The organism is Saliniradius amylolyticus, from assembly GCF_003143555.1.
In the GTDB taxonomy this organism is placed as follows: domain Bacteria; phylum Pseudomonadota; class Gammaproteobacteria; order Enterobacterales; family Alteromonadaceae; genus Saliniradius; species Saliniradius amylolyticus.
Map to the genome: position 1 here is coordinate 604,917 of NZ_CP029347.1, position 16,922 is coordinate 621,838.

16 protein-coding genes are annotated in these 16,922 nt (G+C 51.8%); 8 read left to right on the plus strand and 8 right to left on the minus strand.

Annotation, left to right across the window (positions count from 1 at the left end; all coding sequences use genetic code 11):
• Nucleotides 1-5: 5 nt before the first annotated feature.
• Together HMF8227_RS02955 and HMF8227_RS02960 are read left to right on the plus strand one after the other, a co-directional pair.
• Entirely contained in the window at nt 6-1,628 is a 1,623-nt protein-coding gene (locus HMF8227_RS02955; protein ID WP_109338759.1) for a S41 family peptidase, read from the plus strand.
• 140 nt (nt 1,629-1,768) lie between these two features.
• Nucleotides 1,769-2,428: a hypothetical protein gene (locus HMF8227_RS02960; RefSeq protein ID WP_109338760.1), complete on the plus strand. Its 660-nt coding sequence runs from the start codon at nt 1,769-1,771 to the stop codon at nt 2,426-2,428.
• Between the two features lie 166 nt (nt 2,429-2,594).
• On the opposite strand, the gene rpoD is transcribed toward HMF8227_RS02960, so the two are convergent.
• From rpoD to rpsU, 4 genes are all read right to left on the minus strand, one after another.
• Nucleotides 2,595-4,436, minus strand: a complete 1,842-nt coding sequence (gene rpoD, locus HMF8227_RS02965; RefSeq protein WP_109338761.1) for an RNA polymerase sigma factor RpoD — start codon at nt 4,434-4,436, stop codon at nt 2,595-2,597.
• 132 nt (nt 4,437-4,568) lie between these two features.
• Nucleotides 4,569-6,332 (minus strand): DNA primase, encoded by a 1,764-nt coding sequence (dnaG, locus tag HMF8227_RS02970; RefSeq protein WP_109338762.1) that lies wholly within the window; start codon nt 6,330-6,332, stop codon nt 4,569-4,571.
• Between the two features lie 51 nt (nt 6,333-6,383).
• Complete coding sequence (locus HMF8227_RS02975) at nt 6,384-6,827, minus strand: GatB/YqeY domain-containing protein (RefSeq protein WP_109338763.1); 444 nt, start codon at nt 6,825-6,827, stop codon at nt 6,384-6,386.
• A 19-nt stretch (nt 6,828-6,846) separates the two neighbouring features.
• On the minus strand, nt 6,847-7,062 hold the full coding sequence (gene rpsU / locus HMF8227_RS02980; protein WP_109338764.1) for a 30S ribosomal protein S21: 216 nt from the start codon (nt 7,060-7,062) through the stop codon (nt 6,847-6,849).
• Between the two features lie 215 nt (nt 7,063-7,277).
• Between rpsU and tsaD the strand changes: the two genes are divergently transcribed.
• The gene (gene tsaD, locus HMF8227_RS02985) at nt 7,278-8,291 is read left to right on the plus strand and encodes a tRNA (adenosine(37)-N6)-threonylcarbamoyltransferase complex transferase subunit TsaD (RefSeq protein ID WP_109338765.1); all 1,014 of its coding nucleotides are present in this window, start codon (nt 7,278-7,280) and stop codon (nt 8,289-8,291) included.
• Nucleotides 8,292-8,309: 18 nt separating this feature from the next.
• On the opposite strand, the gene plsY is transcribed toward tsaD, so the two are convergent.
• Entirely contained in the window at nt 8,310-8,912 is a 603-nt protein-coding gene (gene plsY, locus HMF8227_RS02990; RefSeq protein WP_109338766.1) for a glycerol-3-phosphate 1-O-acyltransferase PlsY, read from the minus strand.
• Nucleotides 8,913-9,038: 126 nt separating this feature from the next.
• On the opposite strand from plsY, the gene folB reads away from it, so the two are divergent.
• The 4 genes from folB to HMF8227_RS03010 are packed head-to-tail and all read left to right on the plus strand — an operon-like array spanning nt 9,039 to nt 11,055.
• The gene (folB, locus tag HMF8227_RS02995; RefSeq protein ID WP_109338767.1) at nt 9,039-9,395 is read left to right on the plus strand and encodes a dihydroneopterin aldolase; all 357 of its coding nucleotides are present in this window, start codon (nt 9,039-9,041) and stop codon (nt 9,393-9,395) included.
• Between the two features lies 1 nt (nt 9,396).
• Nucleotides 9,397-9,897, plus strand: coding sequence for a 2-amino-4-hydroxy-6-hydroxymethyldihydropteridine diphosphokinase (folK, locus tag HMF8227_RS03000; RefSeq protein WP_109338768.1), 501 nt, complete (start codon nt 9,397-9,399; stop codon nt 9,895-9,897).
• Entirely contained in the window at nt 9,884-10,681 is a 798-nt protein-coding gene (locus tag HMF8227_RS03005) for an undecaprenyl-diphosphate phosphatase (protein WP_109338769.1), read from the plus strand. Before folK ends, HMF8227_RS03005 begins: the two co-directional genes overlap by 14 nt.
• 8 nt (nt 10,682-10,689) lie before the next feature.
• The gene (locus HMF8227_RS03010) at nt 10,690-11,055 is read left to right on the plus strand and encodes a histidine triad nucleotide-binding protein (protein WP_109338770.1); all 366 of its coding nucleotides are present in this window, start codon (nt 10,690-10,692) and stop codon (nt 11,053-11,055) included.
• Between the two features lie 165 nt (nt 11,056-11,220).
• Here HMF8227_RS03010 and HMF8227_RS03015 read toward each other — a convergent pair whose 3' ends face one another.
• Nucleotides 11,221-12,900, minus strand: a complete 1,680-nt coding sequence (locus HMF8227_RS03015) for a dipeptidyl-peptidase 3 family protein (protein ID WP_109338771.1) — start codon at nt 12,898-12,900, stop codon at nt 11,221-11,223.
• A gap of 143 nt (nt 12,901-13,043) precedes the next feature.
• Between HMF8227_RS03015 and HMF8227_RS03020 the strand changes: the two genes are divergently transcribed.
• On the plus strand, nt 13,044-13,880 hold the full coding sequence (locus HMF8227_RS03020) for an HDOD domain-containing protein (protein ID WP_109338772.1): 837 nt from the start codon (nt 13,044-13,046) through the stop codon (nt 13,878-13,880).
• 65 nt (nt 13,881-13,945) lie between these two features.
• On the opposite strand, the gene rdgC is transcribed toward HMF8227_RS03020, so the two are convergent.
• Together rdgC and HMF8227_RS03030 are read right to left on the minus strand one after the other, a co-directional pair.
• A complete protein-coding gene (rdgC, locus tag HMF8227_RS03025) occupies nt 13,946-14,845 on the minus strand; it encodes a recombination-associated protein RdgC (protein ID WP_109338773.1) in 900 nt (299 codons plus the stop codon).
• Between the two features lie 77 nt (nt 14,846-14,922).
• Nucleotides 14,923-16,656, minus strand: coding sequence for a sensor histidine kinase (locus HMF8227_RS03030; RefSeq protein WP_109338774.1), 1,734 nt, complete (start codon nt 16,654-16,656; stop codon nt 14,923-14,925).
• Nucleotides 16,657-16,922 lie beyond the last annotated feature (266 nt).

Genomic DNA, 16,922 nt, shown 5'->3' on the forward strand with positions numbered 1-16,922 from the left:
TGAGTATGAAAAGGACTTTACATCGACTTTCAAAATGGAGTTTGGTCGTGGGAGGCTGGGCCTTCCTGAGTGCTTGTGGTGGTGGCAACAGTCAGCCAACTTCGCCAAACCGCATGGTCAATCAGCCCGATAATGGCTACGTGGCAGGTGTATATCAGGACCGCGAGGAGCTTCGTCATCTGTGTGAGGCGCCCCGATCAGGCAGCGATCCTACGACCGGAGAAGTCTTTCCCGACCAACCGGGTTCCAGTACCGACGAAAAGCTTTGGTTGCGCTCCTGGAGCCATGACACCTACCTTTGGTACGACGAGCTGGATGATATCGATCCGGCGGGTTATGGTGTCATCGAGTATTTCGAGCTGCTGCGTACCGATGCTTTAACGCCTTCCGGTGTACCAAAAGACAACTTCCATTTCACTCAGGATACCGAAGAGTATAACCGCCAGACTCAAGGTGGTGTGTCCTATAGCTATGGTATCGAATGGAAGTTCGGTAAATTAACCTCCCCGGGAAGAGAGTTGCATATCGCTTATATCGAATCGGGTTCCCCTGCAGCGCAAACCGAGTTGATGCGAGGGGCTCGGGTGCTGGAAATCGATGGTATTGATTTTGTGGATGATAATACTCAGGCGGGAGTCGATGCCATTAATGCGGCTATTTTCCCGGATTCTATCGGAGAGTCTCACACTTTTCTGTTCCGGTTACGTGATGGCAGTGAACAGGAAGTCACCCTGACCGCGACCGAGGTGGCAACTCAGGCGGTGAATCAGGCCAAGGTGCTCGACACTCAGGCCGGTAAGCTGGGCTATTTGCAATTTAATACGCATATAGTAGCGGCCCAGGACCAACTCATTGAGGCTATGGAGCAGTTTGATACCGCCAATGTGACGGACTTAGTGGTAGATTTACGCTACAACGGCGGTGGCCTGTTGGCCATCGCGTCTCAACTGGGCTATATGGTGGCCGGGGCAGATATGATCCAGGGGCAAGTCTTTGAACAGATTATGTTTAACGACAAGTATCCTAATACGAACCCCATCACGGGCAACACGCTGCAGCCCACGCCTTTTTACGACTCGGTAATCGACTATGACCAGTCCCAGCTGACCGATACGCCATTACCGAGTTTAAACCTGTCACGGGTGTTTGTGCTTACAACCGACTCTACCTGCTCAGCCAGTGAGGCTTTTATTAATGGCTTACGAGGAATAGGTGTAGAGGTTGTGCAGATCGGCGACAAAACCTGCGGAAAGCCCTATGGTTTTTACCCGACGGATAATTGCGGTACTACCTATTTCACCATTCAGTTTAAGGGCGTCAACGCTCAAGGGTTTGGTGAATACGCCGATGGGTTTACCCCCAACCCCTCGCCCAGCCTGCAAACACAAATCAAGGGCTGTCCGCTGGGAGATGACCTCAGCCAGGATCTGGGACACACATCGGAAGCATTGCTCAGTGGTGCCATTACCTACCTGGAAACTGGTGCCTGTCCCGAGCCCGAACCGTCGGTGGCGAGTATGACAGAAAAAGCCGGTGCTCTGGAAGAAGGGTTGGCGATTCGTGCCCGTGACCCTCGCAGGCAGGCGGTGATTCAGGAAAATCGTCTGAACCAGCCTATCAGTAGGTAAACAAAATGAGCCCGGCAGTAAGCCGGGCTTCTCACCGATACAGATTCCCTGCCTTGAAAACCCCTCAGGCCCCCCTAAGCTAAATAGCAGAGCGTTCTTTTCATATTATCAATTTGAACTACTGGTATTACAGGAGTGCTATGCAAGCATTAGCCAAACAGCAACAATGGTCACTGGTTATCCGCTTATTGCCTTTAGCTTTTATTGGGGTCGTACTGCAATGGATCTTCACGGAGGCGTTTACCCTGTGGCAAGGGGGGCTGACCCTGGTCTGGTTTGCTCTGGTGATATCTTTGAGTTGGGTGGTGACCTATATCTTGCCATATGGCGTGAAGGACAGCCTGTTGTTTGCAAGGTTGTCACACCCACTACCGTCGTCCCGCTGTCATAAGGTGGCGAAGGCCAGCGAGCGCATCGATTATGAAGAAGCTCAGCGACGCTGGTCGGATATTTTTAATGACGATCTGGATCCTGAAACCCGGGATGACTTCTGGCTTAAGAAGATTTATGAAGGAGCGAAAGACGAAGAGGCGGTGAGGGAAGCCACTCAGGACTATCTCATTTATCGGGATACTTTTTGTGGCTATCTGATTGCCAGCGCGATAATCATCGCCTGGGACTGTTTGTTTGCTGGCCTGTGGTTCGGGGAGCTAAACAATGCGATCTATATTGTGCTGCCTTTCTTATTGTTGTGGAGTATGTTTACCGGCCAATATCATGCCAAGTTAATGGTAGTCGAAAGTTTCCTGGTGCCCTTAAGCCAACCGTTAAGCCCGATTAAAGAGCAGGAAGAAGATTAATCTGGACGGCCTGTGCTAAGCAGTATAAGGGACGCGTCGTTGTCAGACGCTTGTGCGACATGGAGGCCGCAGAAGAGCCCACCAGGGAGGGTGGACGGCGTGTCTGAGAATGGCGCCTCTTATGCTGTATCCAATAAGAGGCGCCGTGGTAGTCGGTATTTAGCGCTTACTGATCGTCCAAGAAGCTTCGTAATTGCTCAGAGCGACTGGGATGGCGCAGTTTACGCAGTGCCTTCGCTTCAATCTGACGAATACGCTCGCGGGTCACATCAAACTGCTTACCCACTTCTTCCAAGGTATGATCGGTGTTCATATCGATACCGAAACGCATGCGCAATACTTTGGCTTCACGGGCAGTCAGGCCAGCGAGCACGTCCTGAGTCGCACCGCGCAGGTTGTTTGAGGTGGCATCATCCAGAGGCTGGATAATGGTGTTGTCCTCAATGAAGTCGCCCAGATGTGAATCTTCATCATCACCGATGGGAGTTTCCATCGAAATGGGCTCTTTGGCGATCTTAAGTACCTTACGGATCTTATCTTCCGGCATCAGCATACGCTCTGCCAGCTCTTCCGGAGTAGGCTCACGGCCCATTTCCTGCAGCATCTGACGGGAAATACGGTTGAGCTTGTTGATCGTCTCAATCATATGCACCGGAATACGAATCGTCCGTGCCTGGTCGGCGATAGAACGTGTAATGGCCTGGCGGATCCACCAGGTAGCGTAGGTCGAGAATTTGTACCCGCGGCGGTATTCGAATTTATCCACCGCTTTCATCAGACCGATGTTACCTTCCTGAATTAGATCCAAGAACTGCAGACCTCGGTTGGTGTATTTCTTGGCGATGGAGATAACCAGACGTAGGTTGGCCTCAACCATTTCTTTCTTAGCGCGGCGGGCCTTGGCCTCGCCGATGCTCATACGACGGTTGATGTCTTTAATGTCTGCGATAACCAGGCCAGTTTCATCTTCCACCTGATTCAGCTTGGCGACACTGCGCTCCAGCTCTTCTTTGTAAACGGCCACCGCTTCGGCGTAGGGCTTGCTGGACGACAGAATGCCTTTTAGCCAGTCGGTGCTGGTTTCTTTACCAGCGAAGGCCTGGATAAAGTCTTTCTTTGGCATCTTGGCCTGCATCACACAGTGTTTCATGATCAGGCGTTCTTGAACTCTGACCCGATCCATCATATCGCGCATGTTCTTGACCATGCGGTCAAACTGCTTGGGAACTAAACGGAATTCTTTAAAGACGTCGCTTAAGGCCTGGATTTCTTTCTTAGCGGTCTTATGAGCGCGGCCATGCTTATTAATGGCGTCCCGGGCAATTTCGTATTGCTCGCGAAGTTTAACGAATTTCTCACGGGCCAGCTCAGGATCGATACCACCTTCGTTTTCATCGTCTTCATCGTCGGCGTCGTCATCGTCGCCGTCTTCTTCTTTAAGCTGTTCGTCGGATAGTTCAGAGCCTACATGGGTGGCTGTGGGGGCGACTTCATCCACCTCATCGGGGTCGATAAAGCCTAAAACAATATCACTCAGGCGAATTTCTTCGGCTTCATACAGATCCCACTGGTCCAGCAGGTAGGTAATGGCCTCGGGGTACTCGGCCACTGAGCACTGCACCTGATTAATGCCTTCCTCAATGCGCTTGGCAATGTCTATTTCGCCTTCACGGGTCAGTAGCTCAACGGTACCCATTTCACGCATATACATGCGGACTGGGTCAGTGGTGCGACCAATTTCGCTTTCAACAGTGGCCAGGGCCTGAGCGGCAGCTTCGGCCACTTCCTCGTCGGCGGTGGCCTCCTGCATCAATAGCTCATCGGAGTCCGGGGCGGATTCAAAGACCTGAATGCCCATGTCGTTTATCATGCGGATGATATCTTCGATCTGATCCGAGTCGATGATATCTTGTGGGAGGTGGTCGTTAACCTCAGCAAAGGTCAGGTAGCCCTGCTCTTTGCCTTTTGCGATAAGGAGTTTTATCTGAGACTGCTTGTTTGACGCCATATACCTTCCACTTCTAAAAAGTTAGCTTTACATCAGACCATTGCGCGAGCGCAAAGAACTACACATTATAGCAGCTTTGGCCCCCGCACATCCAGCCTGTTTTATGTTCAGTTGTTCGGCCCCAGGCCGCGGTTACATTGCCCTCATCAGGTCATTTAACTCTTGCTTTTCCTCTACGGTCAGTCCCTCCAGCCGGGACTTAGAGAGCAAGGCTTCATAGCGGTGCTGGCAGTAGCTCTCTAGTAGTTTGGCAAAACTATCCTGATAAAGTTTACTCATATTGGTGTCATCCAGCGGTAAATCAAGTTGCATAAGCCGAGAAAGGCTCCCGGCAAAAGGATGATCACGAAAATGCTCGAATAGCTGCGCCGTGTTCTGTTTCTCATGCTGAAGACAATGCTGATGCAACTGTAGCAAGAGATCGAGACCCGGCACATCCAAGCCCTCCAGAAGTGCAGGACTTACATCGTCAAACTGGGCGGCCAGTGAAGGTCGCTCCATTAATAAACGCAGCATAACCCTTACCGGCGTCCAGCGTGTTTTATTAGGGCTGGAAGCGTCCTGGCGTTGCATGCGACCACGGCTCTGCTCCCGGGCCATATCGGCGGCCAGTTGTTGCTGGGAAAATTCACCGGTGTAGCGACTCAATTCCTGTTCCAGCAACTGCCTGAGATTATCTCCGGCGATCTGTTGGATCAGTGGCTTAGCCGCGGCTTTTAAGGCGGCTTTACCTTCGGCGCTTCCCGGATTATGGGTTTTGAGCAGGTGCTGGAAGAAAAACTTCGATAGTGGCATGGCTTGATCCAGGCTGGACTCGAAGGCATCTTTGCCTTGCTGTCGCACCATAGAATCGGGGTCCTCGCCGTCGGGCAGGAATAAGAAGCGCATTTCCACCCCATCCCGTAGCTGGGGCAGGGCATTTTCCAGCGCTCGCCAGGCAGCGTCCCGACCAGCACGATCGCCGTCATAACAACAGATAATCTGAGGGGTGGCCCGAGCCAGTAGCTGGATATGTTCTGGAGTGGTGGAGGTGCCGAGGGACGCTACCGCATAATCGATACCAAATTGGGCCAGCGCCACCACATCCATATAGCCTTCTACAACAACCACACGCTCTAAGCGCCGGTGGGCCTGCCGCGCCTGGTAAAAGCCATACAGCTCCTGACCTTTGTGGAAAATACGGGTTTCCGGTGAATTCAGGTACTTTGGGGTGCCGTCGCCCAGAACCCGACCACCAAAGCCGATCACGCGCCCGCGACGGTCGCGGATGGGAAACATGATGCGGTCACGGAAAAAGTCATAAACCCGGCCTTGTTCGTTTTGATTGGCCAGCTTCAGATCCTGCAATTGTTGCCGGGATTCAGGTGTGCGACCAAATTGGCTCAGGACGGCGTCCCAGCTATCCGGGGCATAGCCGATGCCAAACTGCTTCACTACCTCACCACTTAAGCCGCGCTGTTTAAGGTAGTCGATGGCCTTTTGTGCCTGAGACGACTGTTTAAACTGGCTGGCAAAAAAGCGTGCCGCCTGTTCCATCAGCTGGTAGTCATTGTCACGCTCGCTTTTACTGCGAGTGGGCTGAGAGTTATTGCCCTGCTCTCTGGGCACTTCCAGGCCTCGCTCTCGGGCTAACTCTTCGATGGCATCGGGGAATTCCAGACGGTCATATTCCATCAGGAAGGAAATGGCATTGCCATGGGCGCCACAGCCAAAGCAATGATAGAACTGTTTTTCCTGACTGACCGTAAAGGACGGCGTTTTCTCGTTATGAAATGGGCAGCAGGCCTGGTAGTTACGACCGGCTTTTTTCAGGCGCACCCGGCTGTCCACTAACTCGACGATGTCGGTACGAGCCAGCAGGTCATCTATAAAATCGCGGGGGATCAGTCCAGCCATGGGTGCTCAACCATTATCAGAAAAGAATGAGCTATCACCCGCAGGTGATAATCAGCTTAGGCGTTGTTTAATCTGGGCGCTCAGTTGGCCCATGTCGGCACGACCTTGCACTTTGGGCTTTAACCAGCCCATTACCTTCCCCATATCCTGCATGCGAGCGGCGCCTGTTTCGGCGATGGCTTCACCGATCAGTTGCTGCAACTCGTCGTCACTTAATGGCTTGGGTAGGAATTCTTCCAGTACCTCGATCTCGGCCTGCTCGATGGCGGCCAGATCCTCACGACCAGCATCTTGATACTGATGCAAAGCCTCATTACGCTGCTTGACCATTTTAATAAGAATAGTCAGAGCGTCAGCGTCGGAAACGGGTTCGCGGGTGTCGATTTCTTGTTGTTTAATCGACGACAAAGCCATGCGCACAGTGCCAAGACGAACTTTGTCTTTGGCGCGCATGGCTTGTTTTTGAGCGTCTTTTAACGCGTCGATCAGGCTCATGGCACTGATGCCGGCGAGATTAGTAAAGCTTGACGCGACGTGCGTTTTCGCGAGCCAGCTTTTTCAGGTGACGCTTTTTAGCAGCGGCTTTCTTGCGCTTGCGTTCCCAGGTTGGCTTCTCGAAAAACTCACGACGACGAACCTCGGATAAAACACCTGCTTTTTCACAAGAACGCTTGAAGCGACGCAGGGCTACGTCAAAAGGTTCGTTTTCTTTTACTTTAACAACTGGCATTAAAATCTCACCTCAATGAAATAATGGTATCGGTCAGCTCAAATTTTGACCGGCTTGATTAAAAATGGTGCGGAATTCTAATCATATCCACAGCCGTTGTAAAGGCCGGGGAGAAAATAAATCCAACTTGTTCGGCCTGTTGTGCAGACCACAGGATGGCGTCTAAACAGCAGTTACGCTAGACTTGCGCATCCCCATTCTCCGAGGCCAAAATCATGCGTGTATTAGGTATTGAAACATCCTGTGATGAGACCGGTATAGCGATTTACGATGATCAAACTGGGCTATTGTCTCATGAGCTTTACAGCCAGGTAAAATTGCATGCCGACTACGGAGGAGTGGTGCCCGAACTGGCCTCCCGGGATCATGTTCGCAAGATCATCCCATTGATTCAAAAAGCCTTACAAGACGCCGATAGCCGTCCCGAGGACATAGACGGCGTTGCCTATACCCAAGGTCCGGGACTCGTTGGTGCCTTACTGGTCGGGTCTTCGGTCGGCCGCAGTCTGGCCTTTGCCTGGAATAAGCCCGCAATCGGTGTGCATCACATGGAAGGGCATTTGCTTGCGCCCATGCTGGACGAGCCGGCGCCGACCTTTCCCTTTGTTGCGCTACTGGTGTCTGGTGGCCACAGTATGATGGTGAAAGTCAGCGGTATTGGCCGCTATGAGATGCTGGGTGAATCATTGGACGATGCCGCCGGTGAGGCCTTCGATAAGACCGCTAAGCTGTTGGGACTGGATTATCCCGGTGGTCCTTTGCTGGCGAAGCTGGCCACCAAAGGCGATCCTAAGCGGTTTCGTTTTCCTCGGCCCATGACCGATCGCCCCGGATTGGACTTTAGCTTTAGCGGCCTTAAAACTTTTGCCGCCAACACCATCCGAGAGCATGGTCTGGAGGAACAGACCAAGGCCGATATCGCCCGAGCCTTTGAAGACGCGGTCGTGGATACCCTGTGCATTAAATGCCGACGCGCCTTGGAGGAGACCGGCCTGGACCGTCTGGTTATTGCCGGTGGGGTAAGCGCCAATCAGACTTTGAGAGAGCAACTGGAAAAGCTGATGCAAAAGCGCGGAGGTAAGGTGTTTTACCCGAGACCGGAGTTTTGTACCGACAATGGGGCCATGATCGCCTATGCCGGATTAAAACGTCTGCAAGCGGGTGAGCGGGCCGGTATGGATGCGAAGGCACGACCTCGCTGGCCGTTGGAAGAGTTAACGCCGGTTTAGTACCAACTGGTGGAAGAGTCACTCATTGGTCTTGCCCTTATCCCAGACCCGGCTTTCCTCACCGCGATACAGGCGCAGGATATTGTGACGGTGACGGGCAATGATCAGCACCGACAGCATTAGTACCGGCAGGCTGTATTCCGGCTTTATAAAGTAGGTATACAGCGGTGCCAAGCTGACCGTCACTATGGCGGCTAATGAGGAGTAACCGCTCGCAAACACCGTTAAGCCCCAGGTGAGGATCAGCAGGCCCGACAGATCCAGCCCGATAGGCAGCATGGCCCCTAAGGCTGTTGCGACAGCCTTGCCGCCGCGAAAACCAAAATACAGTGGGAATATATGACCTACACAGGCGGCCACGGCGATAAATCCCAGGAACAGCGGCTCAATACCGAGGAAGTAGCTGCTCCACACCGGGATGGTGCCCTTCAATACATCGAAAATGAGCGTTAAAGCAGCCGGTAAGCGGCCCCCGATGCGTAATACATTGGTGGTGCCCGGGTTGCCTGAGCCCAGGCTGCGGGGGTCAGGCAGGCGAAACAGACGGCATACCAATACCGCGCTGGATATTGAGCCAGCGAGATAGGCCAGGGTGATCATCAAAATTACAATTGCTGTCATGTGCCGTGTTGAATCGAAAAAGAAAACCGTTACACTTGCCTGCCAGGAGAGGTTTTCTCCTGATACCCAGCACTAGGTTACCCTAAACTGCGTGCTATCTCACCCTGATAACTGGCCTGATGAGCAATGGATACCATCTATATTGAAAAACTGGGCGTCGAATCTCTGATTGGTGTCTATGACTGGGAGCGCCATTCCCCCACTTCCTTACTATTGGATGTGACCCTGGGGGTCGATTTACAGCCAGCTACTTTATCCGATGATGTGACCGACACGGTGGATTACGCCAGGGTAGCAGAGACATTAGAAGAGGTTGCGGCGCAAAGTCAGTTTGAACTGCTCGAAGCGTTAGCAGGCAAGATGATTGAAAGGCTGTTTAACGACTTTGTCACTATACAGAGAGTGCGTTTAAAGGTCAGTAAGCCGGGGATCTTGCCTCTGGCTGAGAATGTGGCTATCGAGATGCAGCGGGAGCGCCCCTGAGGTGGCTCGTATCTACATCAGCCTGGGAACCAATGTTGAGCGTGAGTACCATACTCAACAAGGATTAGACGCCTTGCAGCAAGCGTTTGGCCGGTTAATTCTGTCGCCACTGTATGAAAGCGAAGCGGTGGGCTTCGATGGCAATGCTTTTTACAATATGGTCATCGGTGCCGACACACAACGCTCGCTGAAACAGGTGTGCGTCCTGTTAAAGCAGATCGAAGCCGATAATGGTCGTGTTCATGGTGATAAGAAGTTTGCACCCAGAACCCTGGATTTAGACCTGCTGCTCTACGATACGCTTATTACCGACCATCCCACCCAGCTTCCCCGCGGTGAGATTCTTTATAATGCCTTTGTGTTACGCCCACTGGCCGAAGTCGCGCCTGACCGCATACACCCCGAAGTCGAGCGCAGTTATGCTGAGCTCTGGCAAGACTATGATCGCCCGCAGAAACTGTGGCCGGTAACATTAAACTGGACGCCAAATGGCTCTGATTGAAATCGTTCTTCTGGCCCTGATTCAGGGGATTACCGAGTTTTTACCTATTTCCAGCTCTGGACATCTGTTACTGCCGGCGGTGTTATTGGGCTGGCAGCAGCAGACCCTGGCCTTCGATGTGGCCGTGCATGTGGGTAGCCTTTTGGCAGTAGTCATCTACTTCCGCCAGGACATTGTCAGTATGACCCGAGCCTGGTTTGGCTCGGTGTTGAAAGGGCAAAACACCGACGATAGCCGCCTGGCCTGGTGGGTAGTTGTAGCCACCCTACCTGCTGTGGTGGCCGGGTTCTTAGGCAAAGCCTTTATTGAACACTATGCCAGGGCAGGGATTGTGATTGCCGTCACCACGATCGTTTTTGGCCTGTTACTTTGGTATGCCGATGTGCGGGCACGTCAGAATAAAGATCTGGTGGATCTGACCTGGAAGTCGGCGTTGTTTGTGGGCCTGATGCAGGTCTTAGCGCTGATCCCCGGCACCTCCCGTTCCGGTATTACCATGACCGCCGGCTTGATGGCAGGGTTGAATCGGGAGAGTGCCGCGCGGTTTTCATTCTTGCTCTCAATACCCACTATTCTGGGGGCGGGGCTGTTACTGACGTTGGATCTGCTGGAGGCGGGTGATGCAGTAGATTGGCAAGCCATTTTCTATGGCGTGGCATTATCCTTTATTAGTGCCTACTTGTGTATCAGTCTGTTTCTGGCCTGGATCAGTCGTATTGGCATGTTGCCCTTTGTACTGTATCGGCTGATACTGGGGGTCGTTATTTTGTTTATTGTGCTCTAGGAGGGCCTATGTCAGAGACTATTTTCAGCAAGATTATCGAGCGTGAGATCCCGGCCGAGATCATCTATGAGGACGATCAGTCGCTGGCCTTTATGGATATCAACCCCCAGGCACCGACACACTTTCTGGTCATCCCTAAAAAGCCCATCGCGACGGTCAATGATATTGATGACGATGATAAGGCCCTGGTGGGTCACTTACATTGGGTGGCGGCGCAGATCGCCAAGGAAAAGGGGTTTGCCGAGGAAGGCTATCGCTGCGTAATGAACTGCAACGAATATGGTGGCCAAACGGTGTATCACATTCATTTGCATGTTCTGGCCGGAAAGCCCTTGGGGTGGCCACCCTATCAGGAAAAGCTTAAAACCGATTGAACTGATGGTAACTTTATTGCTGTAAGCATTTGAGGGGATTGCCATAAAGCAGAGGCCCCCTGGGATGGGTGTAAGGCGTGTCTGTGTATGGTATCCCCTCAAAGTATCGGTGCTGAATGGCCGCGCTAAAGCTTATATAGATAACGCGGCCATCCACATCGGGACTTAATTCAGCCCTAACACCTGCTTGCCTTGCTTAAAGGTAATGTCCACCGGGATCTCGGCATCGGACAGGCGGTCCAGGTCGGCTTGCAGACCGGGTTTAATGACGCCCAACTCCTTCACCAGCTTAGCCACTCCCTCGTAATCGCCATTGCCCTGAAGGGTCAGGATTTTCTCCGACAGCGCATCCACTGCCTGATGCATCTTGTCCATGTTGACGCTGTAAAGCCCTTTCTCATCACGACTAAAGGCACCGAAGTCCTTAAAGAAATTAAAGCGGATCATATTGGCCTTGCCGTGGGCTGAACTGGCACCAAAGCGCACCGAGCGGAAGATGCCTGCCATAAAGGTGACATAGTAGTCTTCCAGCGTGCCCTCAGTGATTTCGCCTTTTTCCAACAGCTGACGCACCATATACAAGCCCAGAATATCGGCCTTGCCTTCTTCCAGTGCTGACGCATGCTCTTTTAAAGCCTCGCGGACCGTACCCTTATCGTTAATGGTATTTTTAATTCCCAAACCATGCGCCACCTCATGGAACATGGTATTGGCGAAAAAGGCGTTGAAAGTGATGTTTTGGCGCTGCTCGGGGTCGATCAGTTCATCGGCGATGGGCACCAGGATATGATCAAACTTGGCGCGCATCGCATTTTTCAGCTGCAGGCGACGCGTACCTTTTTCCAGCTGCACCTGCTCGTCATTGGGCAGGTTGATAGCGATGGTTTTACTGCCGGCATTGGAATGCCCAGCATAATAGATCACATCATAGGCGTTCAGGTCAGCGTCCGAGCCTGGCATTTCCTGCTTAAACTGCTCATCTACAGGCAGCCCTTGCTGCAACTCCGGCAGGAACTGGGCGAACTTGGCCAGTTTCTCGCTCCAGGCCATGTCTTTGAGCAATACATAAGATTCAAAGGCAGCGCGATAGCCATAAAGCTGATCTTCATAGGTTTCGATGGGGCCGTAGACCAGTTCGATGGGGTTGTCCTTCATATCCATCCAGGCCATGTCTGAGGCTCGATACTGGTCACTAAGCAGGGCGTCGGCACGCAGGTTCAAATAGTTGGCGAAAGCCTGATTGTCGGCCAGAGAGGCGGCCTGCTGCAGCAGCTTTGCGGCCTGGGTGAGTTCGGCATTAAAATAGTCTGAGTAAGAAATACTGGTTAGTTCACCGGCGTCATTACGACGCACCATAGAATAAAGGCTGGTTTTGCCTTCAAAATCGGCGCTTTCAAACTCGGCTTTGGTCATATCCTTTGGGTAAAACTCGGCGCCCGGGGATTTTTCATCATAGCCGGTTAAGAAGGCCTCATCGCCCTTGAGCCGATCCCAGGGACCGTAGTTGATATCGGCAAACTGGCGAACTTTATCCCTTTTTAACTGATTTAAGAAAGCTTGCTTATCACCGCCAAAGGCTTGCTGCCAGAAAAGTTTGTCCATTAGCTTGGAGGCGTCAATCAAAACCGACAGCATTTGCTTTTGATTATCGCTCAGGGAGGACAGATCGGCGGTGAGCTCAACAGGGTGGTAAATATCCAGTCTGGACTCAAACCCAGGTTTAAGTTCTGGGGTTTCTGAATGAGCCTGGGGTTGTTCGCTGCTGCTTGCTGGATCGTTGGCCGGTGAGCATCCCATCATCAAACTCGCTACGAGGGCCGATAAGGCCAGTGGGGCTATTTTCATGATTAACCTCTTATTGTGATAAAAATCTGTCGGAGCATAGCGTAAATTAGGTCTTATTGCATGGCGCACCCGATATACCCTGAATTAGAATGTGTGTATTATAGAGCTGGCTTTCGACACGCTTTTTATAAACAGGATCCTTCATGTCCACAGAGAACGCGTTACTGACCATACTGACCGAGAAGATCAATAATGACACCTTGGTATTGCCAACGCTGCCCGCCATTGCCCTTAAGGTCAGGCGTACTGCTGACGATCCCGATGTGAACCTGAATATGATGGCGGAGGTGATTAGCCAGGATCCGGCGCTGAGCGCACGTATGATCAAGATAGCCAACAGTTCTTATATGGGGCGGGCGGTGAAAGTCGATAACCTCAGCCAGGCCGTCACCCGTATTGGCTTGCGCCAGATAAAGAATATCGCCACTGCGCTGGCCATGGAGCAATTATTCGTCTCCAAGAATGAAATCGTGCGGGAATATGTGAATAGGGTTTGGAGCCGCACCGTGGATGTGGTGGCTCATTCTCTGGCATTACTGGAAGCGTACACCGAGCGTACCAATCAGAAAGCCCTGAATCTCGACTCTATGACTCTGGCCGCATTGGTACACAATATTGGCGTTCTGCCCATCTTTACAGAGGCGGAACGCCATGAAGAAGTGTTTGGTAATCCCGCCTTCCTGAACGCAGCAGTGCAGAAGCTAGCAGGCCGTATTGGTGGCAGCATCACTCGCCATTGGGGCTTTAACGACGAATTTGTCAATGTGGCCGAGAATTGGCGTAATATGAAGTATCAGACCGCTGCGCCTTCGTATGTGGACTTTGTTCGTTGCGGGGCGGCTGTGGCCGGGCATATCGATGGTCAGAAGGACACCGTATTAAACCTGGCTCAGAAGAAAGGATTGATTGATGATCTTAGTATTCTGCACACTGAGGAATACGAACAGCGCCGGGAAGCAGGGCAGGAAGTCTTTGCTTAAGAGTGCGCTGGCGTGAAAGGGGCTGCTCTGCGGCAGCCCTGTTTATATCACTGCGGAAAAAGACCTTAGTCTTCGCTTAACTCAAAGGCCTTGTCCAGCGCTTGTACAAAGCGAATCACTTCGGCCGACATCAGACAAAAGTCAGCGTCTAACCGGGCCGCCTGTTCGTCTTTCGGAATGTCATCATTCTGATCTTTGATCACATCGGTGAACTTAAGCCGTTTAATGGCCAGGTCTTCCTGGACGATTGCTGACAGCGTCTCATCCCACTCGATGGCCAGCTTCTGAACCAGCTTCCCCGCATCCAGATGCAGTCGGATCTCATCGGTGTCCAGCGGTTGATTCTTACAGCGGATAACGGCGCCATCTTCATCCGGGGATTTAAATTCGGCTTCTTCCAGTAGCTCAATGTCGGCCGGCGTTTGATCCTGGCTAAGCCACAGGGTCAAATCGGCACTCAGGCTGCGGCGTGCCAGAGGAACCACAGGCAGTGAGCCCAGGCATTTTCGCAAAGTCGCCAGAAAGGCCTCGACCTTGCCGTCGCTACTACTGTCGACGATCACAAGATTATCTTTTGGTGAGATGAATCCGAAGGTATAGGAATCACGGGTAAAGGCTTTAGGCAGGAACTCCTGAGTGATCTCCTGCTTTAAATCCTGCTTGGCCTTCTTGCTGACCGGTGCGCCTGTGTCGGCCTCAATCTTTTGTACCCGCTCTTCCAGCTCGGCGTTAACTACCGCCGCAGGCAATACCCGTTCCTGCTTTTTCAGGCTTAGCAGATAACGCCCATCGCCTGCGTGAAACAAGCTGGCGCCACCAGTGATCGGCGAAACCCAGCCAGCCGATGCAATATCCTGATTACCACAGGGACGGAAGATCTGTTCACTGAGCTGTTGCTCAAAGGTGTCGTCATCCAGACTCAGAGGAGAAGTGAGGGTAAATATCTTCAGGTTTTTAAACCACATTGCAAACATCCTGGCCGCCAAAAGTAGCGGCGAAGATTATCAGGGAACGGCTTGACTCGCCAGTGCTCTGCGCCGGATTAGGCGGGTTTCTTAGCCGGGAAGCGAATCTGGTAGTGCAGCCCCTCTCCGGGCTTGGAATCGGCCTCGATTTGGCCTTTTAAGGTTTGGGTTACCAGGTTATACATGATGTGAGTGCCCAGACCGCTGCCACCTTTACCACGTTTGGTGGTGAAGAAGGCCTCAAACAGTTTGTTCAATTGTTCTTCAGTCAGTCCCTTACCGTTATCTTTGTAATCCACCAATACGTTCTCGTCATCCTGGCTGATGCGAATGTCAATTTGCCCTTGTTTTTTGTCTTCAAAGCCGTGGATTACCGAGTTCATCACCATGTTGGTGAAGATCTGCGCGATAACCCCGGGAGCGCAGCGAATCTGTAAGTTTTCAGGACAATCAATATGGATTTGGTGCCGCGTCTTTTTGAGGTTCGGCGCCAGCGACTGAATAACCTCTTCCAGGTATTCTTTCAAATCGAAGTCCCGTTCTGCTTCGCTGGTCTGGTCTACTGCCACCTGCTTAAAGCTGGCCACCAGTTCGGAGGCGCGGTTGAGGTTCGACATCAGCAGGGTAGTAGTCTGTTCGGCCTCATCCAGAAAGCTGTTCATATTGCCTGAAGTCAGGGACTTATCTTCGAAAGACTGGCGCAGGTGTTTGATGCGGTCTTCCAGAAAGCTGGCTGCGGTCACACCGACGCCCAATGGGGTGTTTACATCATGAGCAATACCGGCTACCAGACCACCCAGGGAAGCCATACGCTCAGACTCCAGCAATTGGTCTTTGGCCATTTCCAGCGTTTCCATGGACTCGGCCAGTTCGGTATTGCTCTTACGAAGCTGCTCTTCTACCTGGCGGCGGGTTTCGTTTTCCTGCTTGAGTTCGTGCTGATTTTGCATCAGCTCGTCTTTTTGGCGTTCCAAATCCAGCATGATCTGACTCAGTGACGCGGTCTTCTTCGCCACCTCCTGTTCCAGGTAGAGGTTTTGTTCGTCCAACTGCTCGTTAGCTGTTTTTAACTCGCCCTGAGTCTGGTTAAGCCGATCCTGGAAATTAATCAGATCGTCAATCAACTGATTATACGAGCTTTGCAGTACCTTTAACTCATTATCATCCTCGATGCGCACCCTGAGCTTGGATTGTTCCAGATGATTGATATCGAAGTTACCAATCTGCTCGGTGAGTTCTTCGAGAGGATTAGTGAGCATTCGGCGAAAGGCATTGAGGAACAGGAAAATCAGAAAAGCTGTTTTGATAAAGGCATTGCCCACCAGAAAAAATATGCCCACTTCGATGCGGCCAATGATCACATCGACGCTGGAATACAGGGTGACGTCACCCACCTGAGAGGTGCGACCGGAAAATTCGAATATCAGCGGGAAGCTATAGCCAAAAGTGCCGCCCTTATGGTCGCGCATGACACCACTAGTAACCTTGCTCATAGGCTGGTCGTCGGTTCGGCCAATATCGGCGATAAAGTTGCCGTTTTCATCGCGGATTTGTACGCCTTCGACAATCGGCAGCTCCATAAGACCCTCGGCAATGGACACGGCCTGAGGCGTATTCAGTTCCCAGATAGCGCGAGTCAGCGAAGTACTGAAGGTGTTTTTGAGGGTTTGTAGTTCGCTTTGGATGTGGTTTTTGGCGTTCAGGTATTCGGTCAGGATCTGGCCTACGGTGACGATCAGCGTCAGGATAAAGTATACCGACAATACCCGGGTCAGTAGTTTCTTAGAAAGTCCTGTTTTCACCTTGGCCATAGGCTTTTTAGAATCCTTATACGCCGACGTCGTCAAGTTGCTCAAAGAATATGCTTTCTACAAAAATTAAACAAGACCAGACTGGGGTCTGTTTGTGCATGTAAACAGACCTTAACAGTTTGGAGAGACCTTCTACAATGCTTAGTTGCATCCTGCGGGTTGTCATAAAGGCTCTGTTTGTGGCGCGGAAGCACTGACAAAAGTATGATAGTTTTAATAAAACTGTCATAGATTCCAACAATAATGCGGGCGTTTTTATGAAAAAG

Coding starts and splice junctions, on each gene's coding strand:
- HMF8227_RS02955 (WP_109338759.1), top strand. CDS start 6: ATGAAAAGGACTTTACATCGACTTTCAAAATGGAGTTTGGTCGTGGGA.
- HMF8227_RS02960 (WP_109338760.1), top strand. CDS start 1,769: ATGCAAGCATTAGCCAAACAGCAACAATGGTCACTGGTTATCCGCTTA.
- rpoD (WP_109338761.1), bottom strand. CDS start 4,436: ATGGCGTCAAACAAGCAGTCTCAGATAAAACTCCTTATCGCAAAAGGC.
- dnaG (WP_109338762.1), bottom strand. CDS start 6,332: ATGGCTGGACTGATCCCCCGCGATTTTATAGATGACCTGCTGGCTCGT.
- HMF8227_RS02975 (WP_109338763.1), bottom strand. CDS start 6,827: ATGAGCCTGATCGACGCGTTAAAAGACGCTCAAAAACAAGCCATGCGC.
- rpsU (WP_109338764.1), bottom strand. CDS start 7,062: ATGCCAGTTGTTAAAGTAAAAGAAAACGAACCTTTTGACGTAGCCCTG.
- tsaD (WP_109338765.1), top strand. CDS start 7,278: ATGCGTGTATTAGGTATTGAAACATCCTGTGATGAGACCGGTATAGCG.
- plsY (WP_109338766.1), bottom strand. CDS start 8,912: ATGACAGCAATTGTAATTTTGATGATCACCCTGGCCTATCTCGCTGGC.
- folB (WP_109338767.1), top strand. CDS start 9,039: ATGGATACCATCTATATTGAAAAACTGGGCGTCGAATCTCTGATTGGT.
- HMF8227_RS03005 (WP_109338769.1), top strand. CDS start 9,884: ATGGCTCTGATTGAAATCGTTCTTCTGGCCCTGATTCAGGGGATTACC.
- HMF8227_RS03010 (WP_109338770.1), top strand. CDS start 10,690: ATGTCAGAGACTATTTTCAGCAAGATTATCGAGCGTGAGATCCCGGCC.
- HMF8227_RS03015 (WP_109338771.1), bottom strand. CDS start 12,900: ATGAAAATAGCCCCACTGGCCTTATCGGCCCTCGTAGCGAGTTTGATG.
- HMF8227_RS03020 (WP_109338772.1), top strand. CDS start 13,044: ATGTCCACAGAGAACGCGTTACTGACCATACTGACCGAGAAGATCAAT.
- rdgC (WP_109338773.1), bottom strand. CDS start 14,845: ATGTGGTTTAAAAACCTGAAGATATTTACCCTCACTTCTCCTCTGAGT.
- HMF8227_RS03030 (WP_109338774.1), bottom strand. CDS start 16,656: ATGGCCAAGGTGAAAACAGGACTTTCTAAGAAACTACTGACCCGGGTA.